This window comes from Devosia sp., from assembly GCF_035944845.1.
Taxonomy (GTDB): Bacteria; Pseudomonadota; Alphaproteobacteria; order Rhizobiales; family Devosiaceae; genus Devosia_A.
This window is the reverse complement of the sequence record NZ_DASZAW010000043.1, coordinates 49306-67922: the sequence shown is the minus strand read 5'-3', so window position 1 is coordinate 67922 and position 18617 is coordinate 49306. Positions and strand designations below refer to the sequence as shown.

Annotated in this window: 17 protein-coding genes; 1 reads left to right on the top strand and 16 read right to left on the bottom strand. The window is 65.4% G+C overall.

Features of this window, described 5'->3' with window-relative positions:
• Positions 1–726: 726 nt before the first annotated feature.
• The 13 genes from VGV07_RS07060 to VGV07_RS07000 form a co-directional block, all read right to left on the bottom strand.
• Positions 727–1710, bottom strand: coding sequence for a fumarylacetoacetate hydrolase family protein (locus tag VGV07_RS07060; RefSeq protein ID WP_326867986.1), 984 nt, complete (start codon positions 1708–1710; stop codon positions 727–729).
• A gap of 8 nt (positions 1711–1718) precedes the next feature.
• Entirely contained in the window at positions 1719–2012 is a 294-nt protein-coding gene (locus VGV07_RS07055; protein WP_055045957.1) for a putative quinol monooxygenase, read from the bottom strand.
• A gap of 290 nt (positions 2013–2302) precedes the next feature.
• The gene (locus VGV07_RS07050; protein WP_326867984.1) at positions 2303–3085 is read right to left on the bottom strand and encodes an IclR family transcriptional regulator; all 783 of its coding nucleotides are present in this window, start codon (positions 3083–3085) and stop codon (positions 2303–2305) included.
• A gap of 262 nt (positions 3086–3347) precedes the next feature.
• Positions 3348–4409, bottom strand: coding sequence for an LLM class flavin-dependent oxidoreductase (locus tag VGV07_RS07045; protein ID WP_326867988.1), 1062 nt, complete (start codon positions 4407–4409; stop codon positions 3348–3350).
• Positions 4409–5482 carry an NAD(P)-dependent oxidoreductase gene (locus VGV07_RS07040; protein WP_326867983.1) on the bottom strand — a complete coding sequence of 358 codons (1074 nt, stop codon included), beginning with the start codon at positions 5480–5482 and terminating at the stop codon, positions 4409–4411. Before VGV07_RS07040 ends, VGV07_RS07045 begins: the two co-directional genes overlap by 1 nt.
• Before the next feature lie 12 nt (positions 5483–5494).
• Positions 5495–6883 carry an aldehyde dehydrogenase family protein gene (locus tag VGV07_RS07035; RefSeq protein WP_326867982.1) on the bottom strand — a complete coding sequence of 463 codons (1389 nt, stop codon included), beginning with the start codon at positions 6881–6883 and terminating at the stop codon, positions 5495–5497.
• Positions 6883–7737 (bottom strand): amidohydrolase family protein, encoded by an 855-nt coding sequence (locus tag VGV07_RS07030; RefSeq protein WP_326867981.1) that lies wholly within the window; start codon positions 7735–7737, stop codon positions 6883–6885. Before VGV07_RS07030 ends, VGV07_RS07035 begins: the two co-directional genes overlap by 1 nt.
• Positions 7738–7743: 6 nt before the next feature.
• Entirely contained in the window at positions 7744–8868 is a 1125-nt protein-coding gene (locus VGV07_RS07025) for a mandelate racemase/muconate lactonizing enzyme family protein (protein ID WP_326867980.1), read from the bottom strand.
• A gap of 235 nt (positions 8869–9103) precedes the next feature.
• Entirely contained in the window at positions 9104–9643 is a 540-nt protein-coding gene (locus VGV07_RS07020; RefSeq protein ID WP_326867979.1) for a VOC family protein, read from the bottom strand.
• An 11-nt stretch (positions 9644–9654) separates the two neighbouring features.
• Positions 9655–10911, bottom strand: a complete 1257-nt coding sequence (locus tag VGV07_RS07015; protein ID WP_326867978.1) for a Gfo/Idh/MocA family oxidoreductase — start codon at positions 10909–10911, stop codon at positions 9655–9657.
• Between the two features lie 23 nt (positions 10912–10934).
• Positions 10935–11762: a carbohydrate ABC transporter permease gene (locus VGV07_RS07010; protein ID WP_326867977.1), complete on the bottom strand. Its 828-nt coding sequence runs from the start codon at positions 11760–11762 to the stop codon at positions 10935–10937.
• A complete protein-coding gene (locus VGV07_RS07005; RefSeq protein WP_326867976.1) occupies positions 11759–12676 on the bottom strand; it encodes a sugar ABC transporter permease in 918 nt (305 codons plus the stop codon). The genes VGV07_RS07010 and VGV07_RS07005 overlap by 4 nt, the downstream gene beginning before the upstream one ends.
• Positions 12677–12818: 142 nt before the next feature.
• The gene (locus VGV07_RS07000) at positions 12819–14168 is read right to left on the bottom strand and encodes an extracellular solute-binding protein (protein WP_326867975.1); all 1350 of its coding nucleotides are present in this window, start codon (positions 14166–14168) and stop codon (positions 12819–12821) included.
• Between the two features lie 488 nt (positions 14169–14656).
• On the opposite strand from VGV07_RS07000, the gene VGV07_RS06995 reads away from it, so the two are divergent.
• Positions 14657–14977: a nuclear transport factor 2 family protein gene (locus tag VGV07_RS06995; RefSeq protein WP_326867974.1), complete on the top strand. Its 321-nt coding sequence runs from the start codon at positions 14657–14659 to the stop codon at positions 14975–14977.
• Positions 14978–15149: 172 nt separating this feature from the next.
• Here VGV07_RS06995 and VGV07_RS06990 read toward each other — a convergent pair whose 3' ends face one another.
• The 3 genes from VGV07_RS06990 to VGV07_RS06980 form a co-directional block, all read right to left on the bottom strand.
• On the bottom strand, positions 15150–16313 hold the full coding sequence (locus VGV07_RS06990) for a serine hydrolase domain-containing protein (RefSeq protein ID WP_326867973.1): 1164 nt from the start codon (positions 16311–16313) through the stop codon (positions 15150–15152).
• Positions 16314–16513: 200 nt separating this feature from the next.
• A complete protein-coding gene (locus tag VGV07_RS06985) occupies positions 16514–17281 on the bottom strand; it encodes an ATP-binding cassette domain-containing protein (RefSeq protein WP_326867972.1) in 768 nt (255 codons plus the stop codon).
• Positions 17281–18324: an ABC transporter permease gene (locus tag VGV07_RS06980; protein ID WP_326867971.1), complete on the bottom strand. Its 1044-nt coding sequence runs from the start codon at positions 18322–18324 to the stop codon at positions 17281–17283. Before VGV07_RS06980 ends, VGV07_RS06985 begins: the two co-directional genes overlap by 1 nt.
• Positions 18325–18617 lie beyond the last annotated feature (293 nt).

The window sequence follows — 18617 nt, the reverse complement described above, 5'->3', positions numbered from 1 at the left end:
CATTTGCACGTTTTGCGTTTGCACCTTGCGATGCAAATTGACGAGGACACACACCTTAAACCAACGAACTTAAAGTTCATCGGCAATGGTATGTACCTCTAAGAAACGTACCGTCGATTGTGTCGTGTTGCCCAGTCTTTCAACTGGACCGCAAGAACCTCGCCGTCCACGTTTCTCTTTCTTCCAATCTTCACAATGTCAAAGATCTGACCCCGGATGCGGCTCTCGCCGGCGGCGTCGGTGGAAGCCTCAAGCTTCCGAATTCCTTAGAGAACAGAAACCTGTCTCCGGTTGCCCGGCAGCAGCTCTGCCCTTTCAGTAATCGCTGATCAGTGGGAGCAGCTAGTGCTCGGCGTCGTCAGCGAGGCGGTGTATACGGGCGACCCGTTTTCCTGTCAACACCCCTCATGAACGAAAGATGACGAATTTCGCGAATGGGCTACGGCGGGCTGTGGGGAGACGGCGCAGAAGCCCGGATTTCCGGGCGTTTTGCGGGTGAAGGCACCGGGTGTGGAAAGTGGATGCGGCGGGGCGGAAGGCTGTGCGAGTGTTGCGCCTGGTTTGATGACTCGGGGACCGGATGGATTCGTTCCCTTGGCACCCCTCACCCTAGCCCTCTCCCCAAAGGGGCGAGGGGACGATAGGCGCACCAGCAGTGCCACAACGCCCCCTCGCCCCTTTTGGGGGTGAGGGTGGGGGTGAGGGGCAGCCAAGCACACCGGCGCCCTACCCGATCGCGTTGCTCAGCGTACCCAGCCGTTCGATGCTGAGCACCACCTTATCGCCCCTCGCCAGCGACTTGCCCATTTCGGCGGCCGAGCCGCCGCCCACCGTGCCGCTGCCGAAGACCTCGCCCGCCACCAGCATCTCGTTCGTCGAGGCATGGGCGATCATCTGGTCGAAGCGCCAGTGCATCGTCGAAGTGCTGGTATCGCACCAGGGTTGGCCGTTGACCGACGCCTCCATCCGCAGCGAATAGATGTCGGGAATCTCATCGGCCGTCACCAGCCAGGGGCCGAACACGTGGCCCTTCTCGAAATCCTTGCCCTTGGCAGGCCCGAGACCCACCGACATTTCGCGCTGCTGAATCTCGCGGGCGCTGAAGTCGTTGTAGATCATGTAGCCGTAGATATGCGACGCGGCGTCGGCGCGCTGGATATTGCTGCCGCCCTTGCCGATTACTGCCGCGAATTCGAACTCGAAATCCATGTTCGTGGCATAGACCGGCATCGGCACCGGGTCGCCATCGGCGCCGACCGCCGAGGGGTTGCCCTTGTAGTAGACCGGCAGCTCGTACCACTGCGGCGGGATCTCCCGCCCGAGCTTGGGGTAGATGTTCTTCAAATGCGTCTCGAACGCCATGAAGTCGCGGATCAGTGGCGGGCGCGGTATCGGCGCCAGGAGCTTCACCGCACCGGGGGCGAACACCAGGGTCGCGCCATCCGGTCCGGTCTCGGCCTTCGCCGTCACCCACTCGAGCGCCGACTGCGCCGCATCGAGCGCCGTGACCCCGTTCTGGATGAAAGCCACCATGTCGGAGGGGATGGTGGCGGCGGCAAGACGCGCCGCCCCTTCCCGGCTCGCCCCGTTATCCCCCAGCACTGCCCGATAGGCCGATTGCAGGTCGGCGTAGCGGCCATCCGGCAGCACGGCGCCGATCCGGGTTATGGGACCGGTGACGGTCGAGAGCTCGAAGGAAACGAGGCGCATGTCACGCCTCAGGAAATGGCGAGTTCGTAGAGCTCGCGCTCGCGCTTCTCGAGCATCGGGATCACGGTCCCCTCGATGATCGATTTGAAGTGCGGCGTCTCGCGGTGCGCGGCCAGCGCCGCCGCATCGACATAGTGCTCGTAGAGCACGATCAGGTTCTCGTTCTCGGTCGATTTCGACACCTGGTAGAACTTGCAGCCCGGTTCACCGGCTTCCACCAGCGGCTTCATCTTCGTAAGTTCGGCCAGCACCTTCGGCACGTTGCCCGGCTTCGTGTGGTACTTGGCGATCAGGACGATCATTGCGGTTCCTTCCCTATAATGTCCGCTGGTCAAATCGTTCAATATGCTGAACGATATTCTCGGTATTGAACAATCTATGGCGTGTGCGACGATGTCAATGTAGACGGCAGTCGTATGTCACCTAAAAGGGCTGGAGCATCTGCACAGGTGCCCTGCCCCATCCTCGATGTCATCCCTGCGAAAGCAGGGACCCAATTATCCGCTGGCGCGGGCGGTGAGATGGGTCCCTGCTTTCGCAGGGATGACAGCCCGTGGGTGGGTGGAGTACGCGCCTATCACTATCTGTGTCGTTACGTATTCCCGCCAAGCCGGTGGCTGAGCTTGTCGGCGAGCGCGCGCACCGCGTGGCTGACCTGCGCCCGCGAGGTGTCGTTGACCTCGCCGCGCAACAGCCCGATGGCGATGCCGGCCACCGCATGGTCCTCGCTGGCGTTGAACACCGGGGCGCCGAAGCACACCATGGCGTCGCGCAACTGCCCGTCGTCGATCGAATAGCCGCGCTCGCGAGTCTCCTCGAGCTCGCGCATCAGCGTCTTGAGATCGGGCACGCTCTGCTTGGTCCACGGCTCCGGCCACTCGTCGCCGAACAGCGCCTCGACTTCCTCGGGCCGCATCGTCGACATCATTGCCTTGCCGGTGGCGGTGAACGGCGCCGGCAGGCGTACGCCGGGCCGGAAGCTGACCCCGAGCGGGTCGGTGCCGCGGCGGCAGGCGACATACATCACTTCCCGGCCGGTGAGGATCGAGAGGTTGATCGCCTGCTCCGAAATCAGGTCGGTCGCCTCGGCGATGCGCATGAACTCCTGCGTCAGGTCGCTCTGGCCTTCGAAAGCGTTGGCCCAGCTCAGCACATGCGGGCCCACCGCGAACTGCGACGGCCCCACCCGCATCATCAGGCCGAGATCGACGAGCGTGTGACAAAGCCCGTGCACCGTGCTCTTGGGCAGGTCCAGCATCCGCGCCAACTCCGACACGCCCTTGGGCTTGCCGCCGGTCGAAAGCGCATCGAGGATCTTCTTGGTCCTGACCAGCGCAGGAACGGCCTTGCCCCGCTGCTCGGTGTCTTCGATCATCAGCTATCCATTCTCCTTGCCCCGAGTTTAGGCATTAGCGAGCGCCGGGACCAGCGTGCAAGCGATTCAGGACGGGGTCCGGTGATCGCCGCTGGACCATCACAACCGGTGCGGGAAGAGCACCCCCACCCCTGTCCCCTCCCCGCAAGGGGGAGGGAGACGCTCTCACCGGCGCCAGTGTTCTGGTCACCTCCCCCTTGCGGGGGAGGGACAGGGTGGGGGGTGCTCTTTTCGCACTGGCCCATCCACACAGCACTGGGAGCTAGCGAAACCCCGGCGCCACCTCCTCCATGAAATACCCCATCCCGTCTGTCTCCGGTGCATCCATGAACCACAGCATCAGGTGGTCGACCCCCTGCCGCCTGAGTTCGATAATCCGCGCCTTTGCATCCTCGGCCGTACCGATGATCCACGGCCCGGTCATCGCCTCGGGCAGCCGGTCGACCCGGCCGGCGACGAAGTCGGTCACCTCCGGCTGCGGTTCGCCCGACTTGGTCTCGACCATCCGCTCGACCAGCGCTCCCACCTTGCGGCGCAGCGTTGTGAGATCCGGCGCGACGAGGATCTGCGTCTCGAAGCTGATCTCCACCTCGGCGCGCGAACGGCCGGCTTTGGCGAGCGATGCATCGAGCAGCGCCAGCCGGCGCGCCAGCTCGGTGAGCGTCACCGGCGTCGAGTTCCAGCCATCGGCGATGCGGCCGCTGAGCTCGATCACCGGATCGAACGCCTCGCCCAGCCAGACCGGGATATGCGCCTGCACCGGCTTGGGGGCCAGTTGCGCCCCGCTCAGCTGGTAGAACCTGCCGTTGAAATCGATCGGCTTGTCCGACGCATAGAGCGCCTTGACCAGCTTGATTGCCTCTTCCAGCCGTTCAACCCGTGCATCGTGATTGTCGTCCCAGTCGAGCCCATAGGCGACCTGCTCGGGGCGGCCCATGCCGGCCTCGAAGAAGTGGATGAAGCGGCCACCCGACAACAGGTCGAGCGTCGACATCATCTTGGCAGCGATCTGCGGGGGGCGGAACAGGTTGGCCTGGTGGATCAGCCCGAGCTGCGCCCGGCTGGTGGCGCCGGCGATCATCGCCAGCGTGGTCCAGCCCTCGAGCACCGCCTGCTCGCGGCCGAGCATCAGGTGGTCGCACACCCACAGCGAGTCAAAACCCAGTCGCTCCGCTTCGCGGGCATTGCCGAGCACATCGACATCCTCGATCCGCGCCACATTGGGCACCCGGAACAGCCCCGGGCTCGGCATGGCAAAGGCCGGCACGCAGTACCCCATTTTGAGCGTCCCCGCCTTGCGGCGGGCGGCGAGGTCGGTCGACATCACGATTTCACTCCGGCGCGCGGCACCAGGTCGTGCCGGGTGCGATGCCCGGCGAACTTGCGGGCGATCTCGTCGGCGGCGAGTGTCAGGAAGCGCGGCCCGCACGGCGCCGTGACCCCGGCAATATGCGGGGTGAGGAAGACGTTGTGCATTTTCCTCAGCGGCGAATCCGCCTCGAGCGGCTCGGGATCGAACACATCGAGCGAAGCAACCACGTCCCCCCGCAGCAGCCGACGGATCAGCGCTGCCTGATCGACCACCGCCCCGCGCGATACATTGACGAACACCGAGCGCGGACGAAGGAGGTTCAATTCCTTCTCGCCGATCATGCCCTTGGTCTCCGGGGTCAGCGGCACCAGCGAGATCACCACGTCGCAGTCCATCACCTGCTCCAGCGAAGTCAGCGTGATGTCGTAAATGTCGGCGAGGACGCGCGGCGCATAGGGGTCGAAGGCGTAAATATCGGCCTGGAATGGCTGCAGCAGCTCGATCAGCCGGCGGCCGATATAGCCGGCGCCGATCAGACCGACGCTGCGGCCGGTGAGCTCGCCGTTGAAGCCCGGGTCGGCGACGCGCTCGGCCCATTTCTGGAACAGCACTTCGCCCTCGATCATCCGACGGAACAGCGCCCCGGCATTGCGCAGCCCGATCATCGCCATGGCCAGCGCCCATTCGGCCACCGGATAGGACGAGCCATTGGTGGTATCGACCACGGTGACGCCGCGCGCCGCGGCGGCCTCGACATCGATACGCTGGCTGAAGCGGTCGCCTTCGACTTCGGCGATGAACTTCAGGTTCGGCAGCCGGTCGAGAACGGCGCCGGTGAGCCGCGGCGAGCCGTGACAGACCAGCAGTGCATCGAGTTTGCCGGCAAAAGCCACCAGCTTGTCGATCGCCGCGGAATTCTCCGGCGGCGCCTCGTCCCAGCTCGAGGGCTCATCGCACAGGTGATGCTCGAAACTGCCCAGGCTCTGGAGCGCCTCGACCGCCTCGGCATCGGCCATCCGCGCGAAGGTATCGGCGTTGCAGGCAAAGCCGACGCGCAGTGGTCGCGGCAGGTTGTAGATGGTCATTCTTATGCCTCGTCAGCCAATCCACACGGTCTTGGCGTTGGTGAATTCGGTGATGCCGACCTGCCCCAGTTCGCGGCCATAGCCGGAGGACTTGATGCCGCCGAACGAGATATGCGCGTCCGAACGCACCATGTCGTTGATGAACACCGCGCCCGCTTCGACGCTCTGTTCCATGCGCCGCGCCCGGTCCTCGTCGCGCGTCCACACCGCCGCGGCCAGCCCGAACTCGGTGCCATTGGCGATGCGCATGGCTTCGGCTTCGTCGGCGAACGGGAAGATCGGCGCCACCGGCCCGAACAGCTCCTCGCGCGCCGCGACGTTGTCGTCGGCGACATTGGTCAAAACGGTCGGGGCGAAGAAGAACCCCGGCCCCTCGACCGTGCCGCCGGCCAGCGCCACCCGCGCCCCGCCGGCAATGCTGCGATCGAGTTGATCCTGCAGTCCCGAACGGAGGTCGGCGCGCGCCAGCGGGCCGAGCCCGTGCTTTTCGTCCAGCGGATCGCCATAGGCAATCTTGCGCGTCCCTTCGACAAAGGCCTCGGTGAAATCGGCGGCGATCGACTGCTCGACCAGAAAGCGCTTGGCGCAGACGCAGCTCTGCCCCGAATTATTGTGCCGCGCCGCCACCGCCAGTTTCACCGCCGCGTTGAAATCGGCATCGGCGAAAACAATGAACGGGTCCGAGCCGCCAAGTTCCAGCACCGCTTTCTTCCCCGCCGCACCGGCGAGCCCGGCAATGGTCCGCCCGGCGCGCACGCTACCGGTCACGGTGACGCTGCGAATGCGGCCATCGGCGATGAGCTTGGCCACCGTCGGGTGGTCGACGCGCAGGTTCACCAGCACGCCATCCGGCATGCCGGCCTCGGCAAACACCGCCTCCAGCGCCTCGGCACATGCCGGCACGTTCTCGGCGTGCTTCACCACCGTGGTGTTGCCGGCAAGGAAGGCCGGCGCAAAGAAGCGGATCACCTGCCAGAACGGGAAGTTCCACGGCATGATCGCGAGGATCGGGCCGAGCCCCTCATAGCGCACCCGGCTGGCACGCGCGGGGCTCTTGACATCAAGCGGCTCCAGCCAGCCCGGCCCAAGCTCGGCCGTGGTGCGGCAGGTTGCGGCGCACTTCCGGATCTCGCCGCGTGCCTCGTTGATCGGCTTGCCCATCTCGAGCGTCATCAGCCGCGCGAACGCTTCGAGATTGGCGTCGAGCCGGTCGGCCAGCGCCAGCAGCAGTTGCGCGCGCTTTGCCACGCCGGCGGCACGGATACTGCCCCAGGCGACAAAGCTGCGCTCCAGTGCCGCTTCGACCTCCGCGCCGTCATGCAGGCGATAGCTGCCGAATTGCTCGCCGGTGGCCGGGTTGAGCGAACGGAACATGGTTTCGGGGCGCGCGGGCGCGTTCATCAGCTGGTCCTCGTTGGCGCGGCACTATCGAGCAGCCGCTTGAGCGTGCCGCCGAGGATCGGCTCGAGATCCCCCGGCTGCAGGAAACGGCAATGCATCCGCACGATTTCGAGCGCCTGCTTGTAGGTCATGGCGCGACTGAGCGCCGGAAAGTCCGAACCCCAGCACAGCCGGTGGGCGCCGAACGCGGCGTAGAGCCCCTCGGCGATCCACATGGCGCTCGGGTGCGGATAGTCCCAGCCGTTCTCGAGCCCCACCGCATAATGGAAGCCGGACAGCTTGATGTGGACATTGGGGTGCTTGCTGAGCGCTGCGATCGCTTCGAGATCGGAGCGCGGCGCTGTGGAACGGATGCCGCCCATATGGTGCAGCATCACAACGAGGTCGGGATACTCGGCGCAGATCGCGCCAAAGTCTGCCGCCCAGGCCGGGCCCATGGCGATCGAAGCGATCAGCTTCCGCTCGGCGGCGAGCCTGAAGAACGCCCGGCCCTCGTCGGAACGGAACCAGCCGTCATTGTCGCCCACATAGTGGGTGAAGCCCTTCATGGGCAAGGTATCGGCAGCCCCCCGCAGCCGCTCGACCGCACCCGGCGTGTGATACTCCGGCGACCACACGCAATCGACATCGGCGAACTGGTGCAACCGCGTGGGGTAGCGGCGCACCGCCGCCGCCCCATAGGCGTTGTTGTCGGGGTTCTTCTCGATCCGCGCCGAGACGATCACCGCCTCGGCGACGCCGTGCTGGTCCATCTCGTGGATCAGGTGCTCGACCGACCCCTTGGTCGCCTCGTCGGGGACCTCGGGCTCGTATGGCCAGCGCGCCCAGGCGTGAGTGTGGCTGTCGACGATCACGGGCGCCTACCGGAATGCCACCGAGCCGTCGGTCTTCAGCGAAGTCGGCGGCACCTTGTTGATGACGGGAATGCTCTTCAGCCCTTCATGGTCGAGTTCGACCCCGAGACCCGGAGTCTCGTTGGGCAGCCAGTGGCCGTTGATGACAGGGACGATCGCCTTCACCGCCTTGGTCCAGGGCGCGCGGTCCTGCAGCATGTGCTCGGTCACTTCCCAGTTGGGCACGGCAAAGCCGAGTTGCACCTGTGCCGCGGTCGCCACCGGGCCGGACGGCACGGCATGCGGGATGATGCCCTGGTGATGTGCCTCGGCCAGCGCGCAGATCTTGCGCGTGCCGGTTATGCCACCGGCAATGCCGACATCGGGGCGGATATGGTGCACCCCGCCATGCTCGACATACTCGCGGAATTCCCAGATCGAGGTGTTGCGCTCGCCCGCCGCCATCGGCAGGCGCGATTTCTGCGATACCTCGCCGAAGCTCAGGACGCTGTCGGGCGGAATCGGGTCTTCGACGAACAGCGGCCGGAACTGCTCGAACTCGCGGATCGCCGCGATGGATTCGCCCAGCGCCATGTTGCGATGCAGCTCGATGCCGATCTCGACATCCCAGCCCACCACTTCGCGGATCAGCGCCATGCGCTCGACCATGTCCTTCACCTTGGCGCCGAACGCCATCAGGTGGTGCTCGGGCTGGTAGACCATCACCTTGAGCGCGGTATAGCCGTCCTCGACTGCCGCCTTGCAGCTCGCCGCTACGCCCTCGGCCGTGCCATAGGGGATCACCAGCATGGCGCGCACCTTGTCGCGCACCCGGCCGCCGAGCAGCTCCCAGACCGGGGCCTGGTAGTGCTTGCCCTTCAAGTCCCACAGCGCCTGGTCGATGGCGGAAATCGCGCCGCCGATCGCCATGCCGCGCATCGAGTAAGCGCGATAGAGGCTGAGATTGTGGTATTCGATGCGGAACGGATCTTCGCCGACCAACCGCTCGCCAAAGCCCTTGGCCACCGAGGCGGTCGCCTCGGGGAAACCGAAGAAGGTGGATTCGCCCACGCCTTTGAGCCCGGTATCCGTCGTCACTTCGACGAACATCCAGTTATGCGCGACGTAGGTATCGATACGCTCGATCTTCACTTTACTTCCTCAGGCATTGGATAGGTCACACGGTTATCGTGCACAGGGTTCTCGGTGGTCCTCCACCGTGAAACGGGGGAGGGGGACCAGCGAAGCTGGTGGAGGGGGCGACCACAAACACCGGCGCCTCCTGCCGCCCCCTCCACCGCCTTTGGCGGTCCCCCCGGGGTGAAGCCTCTGGCTTCATCCCCTCCCCCGCTGCGCGGTGGAGGACCACTGAGAGTTCGGTGGCTCTTCACTTTGCTTCCTCAGGCAGGGGGTAGACGAAAAGCGGCTCGCGGCGGGTTGCCGGCGGGCTGATCAGCTCGAGCACGAGGCCGTTGAGCTTTGGGGAGGTGAAATAGACGAAGGCGCCGCTGCCATCGCCGCCGAAACCCCGGGCGGATTGCAGCCGGGTGAAGCCGGCGGCTTCGAGCTCGGCCACCGCCTCGGCATGGTTCTCCGTCACGTGGATACCGATGTGGTTGAGGCCTTCGCCAGAGCTCTGGAGCTGATCGGCAAAGAACGATGGGCCGGTGGTCGGTTCGACCAGCTCGAACTGCACGCCATCCTTCCAGGCGAGTGCGTGCTTCAGCCCGAACCGGGCCGGCGCCCCCTTGTAGGTCATGTCCTTGAGGATCTCAGGCGTATATTCCCACGCGGTCCAGGGTCCGATGCGCAACAGGTCCCACCACTGCCTTGTCGCCGCCTCGAGGTCGCGAACCACGAAGGCGATCTGCTTGGGGCCGAGCTTCTGGACGATCAGCGGGATGGCGGCGAAAGCTGCATCGGTCATGGTATCCTCCCTCAGGCCGCGTTCGACTTGGGCAACAGCCCGAGATCGGCGTCGATCTCATCCTGATACGTCGAGATCGCGCTCGACAGCACCTCGTCCATGCTCACGGCGCGGCCGGCAATGCCGCTTTCATAGGCCGCAAGCACCGAAGCGACGGCGGTGAGACCGCCCTCGCCGTCCACTTCGGGCGGGCGGCCCTCCATGATGGCGGCGGCGAAATCGTGAATCTCGATGGCGAGCAGGCCTGAGTCCGTTTCGGCCCAATCGAGGTCGTAGGACACCCCGCCATAGAGCTTCTGGGTCAGCTCATCGAGGGCGAAACCGACCTTGTCGGCCAGCGCCTGTCCGGTGAGGTCACCCTCCGCCGTGTGGAGGATCGGCGCCTTGCCGGTGCGATCGTTGAAGATCTCGAGCGAGCCGTGCTGCCCGTGCACGGTGCGCTGGTTGTAACCCTTGCCCGGCCCCGAGGCGACGAAGGCCATCTGCACCATCAGGCCCGACTGCATGGTGAAGGTCGCGGCGAACGAGTCCTCGCCGGTAGCCGTGATCTCGGCGGGGATTTCGAGGAAGCGCTTCAGGTAGGCTTCGGTCTGCATCTCCGGCTTTTCCTGCCGGCGCCGGATCGGCTCGGCGATGAAGCCTTTGCCGAAGGCCGCGTGGAACGGCCCGAAATAATACTGCACGATGTCGGTGAGGTGCGCGCCCATGTCGAGCCCGATGGCGCCCTTGTCCTTGAAGTGCCGCCACGGCGTGATGATGATCCGGTCGCTGCCGCCGATCATCGTTTGCACCATCAGGTGGATCGGGCCAAGCACGCCGGAATCGATCACCGCCTTGGCCAGCCGGTTGGTCGGATCGCGGCGATAATTCTCCGCCGTCGCCAGCACCGCGCCGCCATCCTTGGCCGCATCGATCAGCGCCTGGCAGGAGCGCACCGTCAGCGCCAGCGGCTTCTCGCACAGCACGTGCTTGCCGGCCCGCAGCGCCGGCAGCACCACGCTCAGATGGCTGAACGCCTCGGTCACCACGTCGAACGCCGCGATCTCCGGGTCGGCCACCGCATCGTCGATCGCGAGGAGGATCTTCGGCCGGTAGCCGAGCAGCTTTTCGGCTTCGCCGGCCACCCGCTCGGCATTATCCTGCCGCACGTCGCACACCGCGACGAGCCGGACGTTGGAGAGGCCCGAGCGCTGCAGCCGGGCAAAGCCCTGCACATGCCGGCTCCCCATGCCGCCGCATCCGACGAGGCAGACTGGTACTGTAGTCACGATTAGCTCCAGCTAGGTCCTGCTCATTCCTTCAACGAGCCGCCGAGGCCGTTGATGAAATAGCGTTGGCAGAGAATAAAGAAGATGATGATCGGCAGCGTCGAGAGCAGCACCGCCATCATGGCGATATTGGGCGGCGTCTGCGAGAAGGATTGGCCGAGCCCGGCCAGCGCCAGCGGCAGCACCCGCATGTCCCGCTCCGTGGTCGAGATCAGCGGCCAGGCATACATGTTCCAGGCGGTCAGCACCGTCACCGCGGTATAGGCGGCGATCGGCGGGCCCGAGAGCGGCAGCACGATCCTCACGAAAATCTGCCCCCAGTTGGCGCCGTCGATCTTGGCCGCATCGAGAATCTCGTTGGGCATCGAGACGTAGAACTGCCGGAAGATGAACACCCCGAAGCTGGTCTGCGCGATAATGGGGATGCAGAGCCCCATGAAGGTGTCGATCCAGTTGAGGTTGCGCACCAGGATGAAGGTCGGGATCGTCGCCACCTGCCCCGGCACGAACAGCGTCATGATGAACAGCCCGAGGATCGCGCCGCGCCCGAAGAACTGCATCTTGGCGAGCGCGAAGCCGGTCATCACCACCAGCGTCAGCTGCGTGATGGTAATGACGGCGGTGAAGATCACCGAGTTCATGATGGCGGTCGAGTCGAGGAAGGTCAGCGCCGCGAAGACGTTTTCGAAATGCCACTCGGTCGGCCACCAGGTCGGTGGGTAGGCCACCACCTCACGGCTCGATTTGAACGAGTTGATGATCATCCAGTAGAACGGCGCGGCCATCAGGAGGCCGAAGAAGATCACCGTCGAGACGTGGAAGCGGCGACGCCAGTGGTGCCCTGCACTCATACCGGATCTCCATTGGTCGGGCGCCGGCGCGGCGGGTTGAAGATCAGCGCCAGGATGGTGACGATGACGAACAGCACCGTCGAGAGCGCCGAGGCATAGCCGAGCCGCAACTGGGCAAAGGCGAGATCGTAGATGTAGACAGCGAGGATATCGGTCGAGTTGAGCGGCCCGCCCTTGGTCATCACGAAGGCGATGTCGAAGCTGTCGAAAATGATGCCGCGCAGCGTCAGTACCAGGATCAAGAGCGTCACCGGCATGACGTTGGGCCAGATGATATGGCGGAGCTTGGCCCAGGGGCCCGCCCCGTCGATCTCGGCCGCCTCGAGCAGCTGCGGGTTAATCTGCTGCAGCGCCGCGAGATAGAGGATGATGCCGAGCGGCAGCCGCAGCCAGACGATCACCAGCGACAAAGCCGGCATGGCCCAGGTGGTATCCTGCAGCCAGTTGGGCCCGGACACCCCGAAGAAGCCGAGCAGTTGCGCAATCGGGCCGACCCGCGGATCGTACATGAAGCGCCACAGCACTGCGGACGCCACCAGCGAAATGACGATCGGCAAGAGGTACATCGTGCGGAACACGCTGTAGCCGGGGAAATTGGTATTGATCAGCACCGCGAGGATGAACGACAGGAACACTGTCGGCACCACGCCGAGCACCAGCAGGTAGACGGTCTTGGACACCGAGTTGATGGCGCGCGCGTCGTTGAGCAAGGCGACATAGTTGTCGAGCCCGACGAAGCGCGGCTCGTAGATCAGGTTCCAGTCAAACAGGCTGAGCGCCAAGCCCCAGACGATGGGGATGACCATGAACACGGTGAACAGGAACAAGTTTGGCCCGACGAACAGGGCGGCCCAGAACGGGGAGTCGGTGCGGCTCGTTCTGCGGCGCGGCGCGGGCCGCACGATCGCAGACATGCCGGGGTCATCGGCTGTGTCGGTCTTGCTCAAAAGACTAGGTCCCGTTGCGAAAGGGAGAACCGGCTGCGGGAGGGGTGCAGCCGGTTCTGGAGAAGCCGCCGCTTCAGGAGGAGGCAAGCGGCGGCAGACCTCTTGTTGATCAGCCGCCGGCCGCCATGACGCGGGCCATCGCCTCGTTGATGACTGCTTCGGCGGCCTTCAGCGCGTCGGCCACCGGCACGTTGTTGAGGACGACCGACTCTTCGGCTTTCGCGAGCTCGGTATCGACCACCACCTGCACGTCGGCCGGGATCGAAGTCGGGTTCATCGCGCCATACTGGATCGACTCGGCGAACACCCGGTTGTCGTAGGGCGGGCCCGGCAGATCGGTCCAGATCGGGCTGTTGTAGAGCGCCTCGACCGGCGGCACCGTGCCGTAGCCGGCGGCCAGGATCTTCATGCCGCCGTCTTCGGAATAGAACCAGTTGAGGTAGTCGTAGGCGAGCTCCTGATTGTTCGCCATGCCCTGCGGGGTGATCGCCTGGGCGATCGAGCCCATGCCGGTCTTGCGCACGCCGTTGATCTTGGGCTCGAGCGCCACATCCCAATCGTCCGTGGTTACCGAGCGGATCAGCGGGGTGAGCGCGCGCACCGACTGCAGCATCGACACGGTGCCGGCGCCGAACGCCTGGTAGCCGCCGCCGAGCTGGGTCTGCTGCGGCGAGGAGGCGATGACGCCGGCCTTCACCTGGTCCCAGTACATGGTGAAGACCTTGATCGCCGCTTCCGTCTGCAGCTTGTACATGTTGTTTTCGTCGAGCAGCGTATCGCCGAAGGCTTCGATGCCCGGCACGTAAGTCGCGTGCCACGGCACCGAGGCGGCGAGGCCGTAACGCGTGGTGACGTTGCCGTTCTTCTGCGTCAGCTGGGTCGCGACCTCGATCTGCTTTTCGAACGTCCAGTCGTCGTTCGGGTACGGGATGCCCGCGTCGTCGAAGTGCTTCTTGTTGTAGTAGAGCACCACCGTATCGGCGCCAATCGGCAGGCCGAAAATGCCGTCCTTGTTCGGGCCCGAGGTGACGAGGTACTGGTCGAGGAAGGGCTTGGCCAGCGAAGTCATGGTGATCGGGCCGCCCGAGGTCAGGAACGGCCGCATGTCGGCGGTGACCTCTGCATTGGCGAACTGCGTGGCAAAGATATCGGCGAGATAGGTGATATCGGGCAGCTTGTTGGCGAGGCGGCGCGACAGCAGCGCCTGGCGCAGGCCCGGGCCATCGCCGGGCAGGATCGAGTAGTCGATCTTGACGCCCGGGCGGGCTGCCTCATAGGCGGCGAACACCGGCTTGATGCCGGTTTCGGCCCAATCGAGAATGCCGATCGACAGCGTGCCGCTGGTCGGCTGCGCCATGGCGAAATGGCTGCCTGCGGCAAGCGCGAACGGCGAGGCGGCGAGACCAGCAAGTACGGCGCGCCGGCTCGGCGTGAATTGCGTTAGGGTGGTCTTGGACACGTTGCTTTTCCTCCCAAGGAACACGAGCGCTTCATCGCTTCCCGGGCATCGGGAGGCGTGATGATCGGTCGGAGACAAGCGGGCAAAGTGGTCGGCGACCTGCGCGCCAATCGTTCACTATGCTGAACGCCTATCCATAGGCTGAACGATGACACGGCTAGCGACACCCGGTCAAGCGGCAGGATTTGACTCGCCGTTGCGCAAAAAGTCGTAGGGATCTGGGACCGACGGTCGGTCGGTTAGAATGGGTGGCGGCTTGGCCGGTGTGCTTGGCGCCCCTCACCCTAACCCTCTCCCCAGAGGGGCGAGGGGACGCACTTTGCACTGGCGGTGCCCCCATCGCCCCCTCGCCCCTCTGGGGAGAGGGCGGGGGTGAGACCGAAGGGCTCACCCCGGGGTGAGGGGCGCCAAGCGCGCTGCACTCCCATCCGACTGTCCGCCGCCCACACCACCCGCTACAACTTTGCGCACCCCACCGGAGCCCACCCATGAGTACCACCCCGTCCGTAATCCAGCGCTTTATCGACGCCACCGATGCCGGCGACAGCGACGCCTTCCTCGAGACCTTCACCCCCGACGCCTTCCTCAGCGACTGGGGTCGCGACTTCACCGGCCGCGCCGGCATCGCCAAGTGGAACGAGACAGACAATATCGGCGTGCAGTCGAAGTTCCGACTGCTCGAGGTCGAGCCGAATGGGGCTGAGGCCTGGCGGGTGCGGCTGGCCGTCAGCGGCAATGGCTTCAATGGCGAGGGCACCATGGCCTTCACGCTGACGGGTGGGCGGATTGCACGGTTGGTGATCAGTTAGGGCTGGTGTGCTTGGCGCCCCTCACCCTAGCCCTCTCCCCAGAGGGGCGAGGGGACGCACTTTGCACGGGCAGTGCCACAACGCCCCCTCGCCCCTCCTAGCGGACGCGAGAGCGTCCGCGGGGGGAGAGGGTCGGGGTGAGGGGCGCCAAGCACACCGGATTAGCCCCACCCTACCGCACTATCTCATACAACCGCTTCAGCACGTGCCGGGACCTCAGATCCTCCGGGTCGCCCCGCATCTGGTTCATCGTATAGCTGAACCCCACCTGCTCGGTCGGCCACCCCCCGTGGATCGAGCCGCCGGCCCCTGAATGTCCGAACGCATCAGGCGCCGGGCCGAACCGGCCCTGCGGGGTCTGCAGCGCCCAGCCGACGCCGAACGCCATGGCTTCGGCGATATAGGGGTCCATGAAGCGGCTCTGCTCCGCCCGCCCCAATGCGACCGTCTCCGGCTTCAAAATCTCGACCCCGTCGATACTGCCGCCCTGCGCCATGCAGCCGTAGTAGCGCGCCATCGCCCGCGCCGTGGCGATGCCGCCGGCGCCGCCGATCTCGGCCGCGTGGTAGGCGCGGGTGTTCCACGGAAGCTCTTCGGGGAACAGCGGCGGGTTCCCCCAGATCGAATGAAACACCGGGTCGGCCCGCTGCTCGGCGCCGAATGCCTCGTCATAGGCCAGCATGCCCGGCCCCAGTTCGATCCGCCCGACCCGCGGCTCCAGCGCCTCGGGCAGCCCGATATAGGCATCGAGCCCCAGCGGGGTGGCAATCTCCTCTGCAAAGAACCGTCCGAGCGTCCGCCCATCGATCCGCCGCATCAAAGCGCCCACCAGCCAACCGATGGTCACCGCATGGTAGCAATGGAAGGCATTGGGGTCGGAGGCCAGCGGCTGCGCCGCCAGCAGCTCTTCCATCCGTTCGTAATCGGTATAGTCGGCCGCGCCGAGCGGCGTTGCGATCCCCGGCAGGCCGGCCGAATGCGAAGTGACGTGCCGCACCAGCACCCGCCCCTTGCCGTTCGCCGCGAACTCCGGCCAGTATTTCGCCACCGGCGCGTTGAGATCGAGCTGCCCGCGCTCGACCAGCTTCAGCACGCACCCGGCGAACAGCCCCTTGGTGCCCGAATAGATCACCTGCAGCGTATCGGCCTGCCACGGCCGCCCCGGCGCCGCCATGCCGCCCCACAGGTCGACGATAAGCTCGCCCTTATGCACCGCCGCGAACGCCGCCCCGACATCGCCACGCACCGTGAAATTCCGCGCAAACTCCTCGGCCACCGCTTCGAAGCCGGGCGCGACGTGGCCCTCGACCGGCGCCGATTGCGATTGGTAGTTCATTGGCTCCCCCGCCTTCACTTCTGCCGGTGCGCGTGGCACCCCCACCCTTGATCCCTCCCCACAAGGGGGAGGGAGACGATAGAACCGAAACCGTGCGGCTACCGCCCTCCCTCCCCCTTGTGGGGAGGGCAGCAAAGCTTGTGAGCGAAGCGAACTAGCGTCGCTGGGTGGGGGTGAGCCCCACGCGCTGACACCAGCCGCTAATCCCCATGCCCCGCCGCATCGAACGCCTCGCCGCCCGCCATGAGGTTCAGCACTTCCTCGCGGGTCTTCTCGCCGCGCTTGAACTGGCTGGCGACCCGCCCCTGGATCAGCACTGTGAACCGGTCGCCGACACTCAGCGCATGCGTCGCGTTGTGGGTGATGAACACCAGGGCGATACCCTGCTCGCGCGCCTGCTTGATCAGGTCGATGACGATCTTGCTTTCCTTCACCCCGAGCGCCGCGGTTGGCTCGTCGAGGATCAGCAGTTTGGCGCCGAAATACAGCGCTCGGGCGATCGCCAGCGCTTGCCGCTCTCCGCCCGACATGGTGCCGACCAGCTGCTCGGCATCGGCAATGCGGCGGATCCCCATCTCCCGGATCTGCTCGAGCGCGATGCGGTTGGCCGTCTGGTGGTCGAGCCGCCGGAACGGCCCCCAGCCCTTGGTCGGTTCGTTCCCGAGAAAGAAGTTGCGCGCCACCGAGATCAAGGGGATCGAGCCCACATCCTGGTGCACCGTGCCGATGCCATGCGCCTGCGCGTCGCGCGGCGAGCGGAAGGCGACCGGCTTCCCGTCGAAAGTCAGCGTGCCGATGGTCGGTGGCGTCACCCCCGACATGATCTTGATCAGCGTCGACTTGCCGGCGCCATTGTCGCCGAGCAGGCAATGCACCTCGCCCGGGTGCGCTTCGAGGCTGACGTCGTTGAGGGCGATATTGTTGCCGAAGGTTCGGGTGACCCCTTCGAGCGTCATGAGCGCGGTCATCAGAGCTTCTTCTTTCCCCGGTTCAGCGCCAGCTCGCGGATCAGGTTGTTGGTGAGCACGGCGATCACCAGCAGCCCGCCGATGAAGGTCGCGAGCCAGTCGGTGGGCCAGCCGGTGTAGAACAGCCCCAGGCTGACGATGCCGTAGATGAAGGTGCCGAGCACGATGCCGATTACCGAGCCGAAGCCGCCCTGCAGCAGCACCCCGCCGATCACGGCGGCGATGGCGGTCTGGAACACATAGCCCTGCCCCGAGGCGGCGTTACCCTGGTTGTACATCACCGCCGACATGATGCCGACGAACGCCGCCGATACGGCAGTCCAGATGAAGAGGATGAGTTTGACCCGCGCCACCGGCACACCAGCCCGCCGGGCCGCGTCAGGGTTGCCGCCGGTGGCGAAGATCCAGTTGCCGAACCGGGTCTGCTTCAGCACCCAGGCGGCGAGGACGGCGGCCAAGAGGTACCAAAGCACCGAGACGTTGAAGAACATCCACTTCGAGCCCAGCACCGCCTCGGCCCAGCCGGCATCCTTGAGCGAGACGTTCGACGAGCCCGAGATCAGCCGGCTCAGCCCCAGCGCGGTGCCGGCGAGAATGAAGTTGGAAGCGAGCGTCACGATGAAGCTCGGGAGCTTCGTCGCATTGACTAGCAGCGCATTGAAGCAGCCGACCCCGACCCCCATCGCCAGCGCCATGGCGATGGTGAGTTCGATCGGCAGCCCGTAAAAACCGGTGCCAAGCGCCACGATGATCGAGGCGGCCCCGACCACCGAACCGGTGGAGAGGTCGAACTCGCCCGAGATCATCAGCAACCCCACCGGCAGCGCGATGATCCCCAGCTCCGCCGCGGTATTCAGCCACCCGGCCGTGCCGGGGATCGAGAAGAACCCCGAACCGCCGCCGACGATGACGAAGAACAGGTAGATCACCAGTGCCGCAATCAGTGGCCCGATCCACACGATCCTGAGCAGCCGCTCCAGGATGCCAAAGCGGGTCGGAGGAGCAGGCGGATCGGCGATGGTGGTTTCCATGGCAGTGGTCATTTCAGCTGAACCGTCGAAGTTGAGAGGCTATCGCAGATGGTGGAGATGAGGCGAGGCTCTGCTCCCCACCCTCAATTGAGATGGGAGGGGAGCGACCAGGTACCGTTGCTCCCCCACACTCGGTGTCATCCCAGCGAAAGCTGGGACCCAAATCGCGGCTGGTGCAGGCGGTGACATGGGTCCCTGCTTTCGCAGGGATGACATCGAGTTTGTAGGTCTGCCACAGCATCACTGCAGAAACCCGGGCGTCGCTCACCTAAGGCGCTAAGGGCGGGGGTGCGTCCAACTCCCCC

What these genes read in the sequence shown, in the direction of transcription:
- VGV07_RS07060 (WP_326867986.1), bottom strand. Translation starts at nt 1,710, where the DNA reads ATGCGCCTCGTTTCCTTCGAGCTCTCGACCGTCACCGGTCCCATAACC.
- VGV07_RS07055 (WP_055045957.1), bottom strand. Translation starts at nt 2,012, where the DNA reads ATGATCGTCCTGATCGCCAAGTACCACACGAAGCCGGGCAACGTGCCG.
- VGV07_RS07050 (WP_326867984.1), bottom strand. Translation starts at nt 3,085, where the DNA reads ATGATCGAAGACACCGAGCAGCGGGGCAAGGCCGTTCCTGCGCTGGTC.
- VGV07_RS07045 (WP_326867988.1), bottom strand. Translation starts at nt 4,409, where the DNA reads ATGTCGACCGACCTCGCCGCCCGCCGCAAGGCGGGGACGCTCAAAATG.
- VGV07_RS07040 (WP_326867983.1), bottom strand. Translation starts at nt 5,482, where the DNA reads ATGACCATCTACAACCTGCCGCGACCACTGCGCGTCGGCTTTGCCTGC.
- VGV07_RS07035 (WP_326867982.1), bottom strand. Translation starts at nt 6,883, where the DNA reads ATGAACGCGCCCGCGCGCCCCGAAACCATGTTCCGTTCGCTCAACCCG.
- VGV07_RS07020 (WP_326867979.1), bottom strand. Translation starts at nt 9,643, where the DNA reads ATGACCGATGCAGCTTTCGCCGCCATCCCGCTGATCGTCCAGAAGCTC.
- VGV07_RS07010 (WP_326867977.1), bottom strand. Translation starts at nt 11,762, where the DNA reads ATGAGTGCAGGGCACCACTGGCGTCGCCGCTTCCACGTCTCGACGGTG.
- VGV07_RS07005 (WP_326867976.1), bottom strand. Translation starts at nt 12,676, where the DNA reads ATGTCTGCGATCGTGCGGCCCGCGCCGCGCCGCAGAACGAGCCGCACC.
- VGV07_RS06995 (WP_326867974.1), top strand. Translation starts at nt 14,657, where the DNA reads ATGAGTACCACCCCGTCCGTAATCCAGCGCTTTATCGACGCCACCGAT.
- VGV07_RS06990 (WP_326867973.1), bottom strand. Translation starts at nt 16,313, where the DNA reads ATGAACTACCAATCGCAATCGGCGCCGGTCGAGGGCCACGTCGCGCCC.
- VGV07_RS06985 (WP_326867972.1), bottom strand. Translation starts at nt 17,281, where the DNA reads ATGACCGCGCTCATGACGCTCGAAGGGGTCACCCGAACCTTCGGCAAC.
- VGV07_RS06980 (WP_326867971.1), bottom strand. Translation starts at nt 18,324, where the DNA reads ATGACCACTGCCATGGAAACCACCATCGCCGATCCGCCTGCTCCTCCG.